Annotated in this window: 2 protein-coding genes; one reads left to right on the forward strand and one right to left on the reverse strand. The window is 68.9% G+C overall.

Features of this window, described 5'->3' with window-relative positions:
- Positions 1-322: 322 nt before the first annotated feature.
- Positions 323-1,858 carry a carboxypeptidase M32 gene (locus tag BN903_RS13615; RefSeq protein WP_048078252.1) on the reverse strand — a complete coding sequence of 512 codons (1,536 nt, stop codon included), beginning with the start codon at positions 1,856-1,858 and terminating at the stop codon, positions 323-325.
- 125 nt (positions 1,859-1,983) lie between these two features.
- Between BN903_RS13615 and BN903_RS17655 the strand changes: the two genes are divergently transcribed.
- Positions 1,984-2,503 (forward strand): low specificity L-threonine aldolase (locus BN903_RS17655; RefSeq protein ID WP_048078253.1); only part of this gene is annotated, 520 nt, incomplete at its 3' end.

A 2,503-nucleotide genomic window follows, 5' to 3' on the forward strand; every position in this document is an offset into this window, starting at 1 on the left:
GACACCACCGAAGCCCCAGCCGCGAGGCGGGCGTACACTCGCTGCGGTCCTCGTCACTCGCTCCGCTCGTTCCTGCGGTCCTTGCGTCGTCTACGCCCGCCTCGCGGCTGCCCCTTCGATACCCGCCCCACACCGCCCCGCACAGCACCTCACGCCTCCCCAGCCTCGTCGGTCGCCTCCGCGTTGCTCCGGCGACCGACTCCCTCGCGCGGTGCTGCTTCGCGGTCGCCGGTGGCGACCGCTCGCAGGCACGCGCCACCGCAGTATCGACTCCCCGCCACACGCGATTGTTTATAACGAACGCAGAAACGGCTGAGGGTATTTATATACCGTACAGCTCGCCGTACTTCTCGTCGACGTAGTCGAGGAAGGCGTCGGCGGTGAACTCCTCGCCGGTCGCGCGCTTGACCAGCTCGTTCGTCTCGTAGCGGGAGCCGTGCCGGTGGACGTTCTCGCCGAGCCAGTCGTGGAGGTCGTCGAAGTCGCCGTCGGCGATCTTCGCGTCGAGGTCGTCGATCTCCGCTTCCGCGGCCGCGAACAGCTGGGCGGCCATCACGGAGCCGAGCGAGTAGGTGGGGAAGTAGCCGAAGTTGCCGTGGCTCCAGTGGATGTCCTGAAGGCAGCCCTCGCTGTCGGTCTCGGGCCGGATACCGAGGTACTCCTCGTACTTGTCGTTCCACACGCCGGGCACGTCCTCGACGTCGAGGTCGCCGCGGATCAGGTCGCGCTCGATCTCGAACCGGATCACGATGTGGAGGTGGTAGGTGAGCTCGTCGGCCTCGACCCGGATGAAGTTGTCCTCGTACACCTGGTTGAACGCCTCGTAGGCGTCCCGAACGGTGGCGTCCTCAGTCTGTGGGAAGTGCTCTTGGAAGACGGGGAGGAACTCCTTCCAGAACGCCTCGCTGCGCCCGACGTGGTTCTCCCAGAGACGCGACTGCGACTCGTGGACCGAGAGGTCGCGCGACTCGCCGAGCGGCGTCCCGAAGTGCTCCTGCGAGAGCCCGAGGTTGTACTGCGCGTGGCCGAACTCGTGGATCGTCGAGCCGACAGCCCCGAGGGGGTCGGTCTCGTCGAACCGGGTGGTCACGCGACAGTCGAACTGGTTCCCGGAGGTAAAGGGGTGCGAGGAGACGTCGAGGCGGCCGCGGTCGAAGTCGTAGCCGACGAGATCCAGCGCCTCACGGGAGAGCTCTTCTTGCGTCTCCTCGGGGAACGTCCCCTCGAAGGTGTCGACCGCGAGCTCGCGGTCGGACTCGCGGATGTCGTCGATCATGGGGACGAGCGCCTCGCGGAGCTCGGTCAGGATCGACTCGGCGCGCTCCATCGACAGACACGGCTCGAACTCCTCGAAGAGGACCGCGTAGGGATCGCGGTCGGGGTCGATGTGTTCGGCGTACTCGCGTTTCAGCTCGACGTGTTTCTCCAGGTACGGGGCGAACTCGTCGAAGTCGTCCTCGGCTTTCGCCTGCTCCCACGCCTGAAGCGCCTCGGAGCCGGTCTCGGAGATCTCCTCGACGAGTTCGACCGGGACGGCGTCGGCGCGCTCGTACTCGCGGCGGACCTCGCGGACGACCGCGGCCTGCTCGTCGGTGAGGTCGGCGTCGTCGAGCTCGTCGAGCAGCTCGCCCGTCTCGTCGTCGGTGACCATGTCGTGGTGGACCGAGGAGAGCGCCGAGAGCTGCTTCGACCGGGCGGGCGTGCCGCCCTCGGGCATCATCACCTGCTGGTCCCAGCCGAGGACGCCGGAGGCGCTGCCGACCGCGTTCCACCGCTGGACGCGGTCGAGGAGGGCGTCGTATGCGTCCGGTGCGTCAGACGCGTCGTCCGTGCCGTCTGCTGTGGCTTCCGTTGCCATGGGTTTCGAATCGATCCCCGTCGTTAAGAAGGGAACGGACGCGGAACGCGGTGAACCGCGCGCCCGGGAGTGTCGACCGACGAGCGCGGGATATATGCCCGCCGCCGCGGAACGAGCTACAACCGATGCCCGAAGCCGACGAACTCGACATCGACCTACGCTCGGACACCGTGACGACGCCCTCGGACGCGATGCGCGACGCGGCCGCGACCGCCGAGGTCGGCGACGACGTGTACCGCGACGACCCGACCGTCAACGAGCTGGAGCGGCGCGCCGCCGAGGTGGTCGGTACGGAGGCCGCGCTGTACGTCCCCTCGGGGACGATGGCGAACCAGATCGCGGTCCACGTCCACACGGAGCCGGGCCAGGAGCTCCTCTTGGAGCGCGAGTCGCACATCTACCGCTGGGAGCTGGCGGGCGCGGCCAAGCTCTCGGGCGTCCAGACGCGGACGATAGACGCCGGCGACCGCTGCGTCCCGACGCCCGAGGCGGTCCGCGAGGGCCTCGTCGACGAGGACCTCCACCGCCCCGGAACCGGCCTGCTCGCGGTGGAGAACACGCACAACTACCGGGGCGGGAAGGCGGTCCCCGTCGACCGGATCGCGGCCGCCGCCGAGGCCGCCCGCGACGCCGGCGTGCCGGTCC

The organism is Halorubrum sp. AJ67, from assembly GCF_000513435.1.

Excerpts from the sequence above, each read along its gene's own strand:
- BN903_RS13615 (WP_048078252.1), bottom strand. The coding sequence starts at position 1,858 with ATGGCAACGGAAGCCACAGCAGACGGCACGGACGACGCGTCTGACGCA.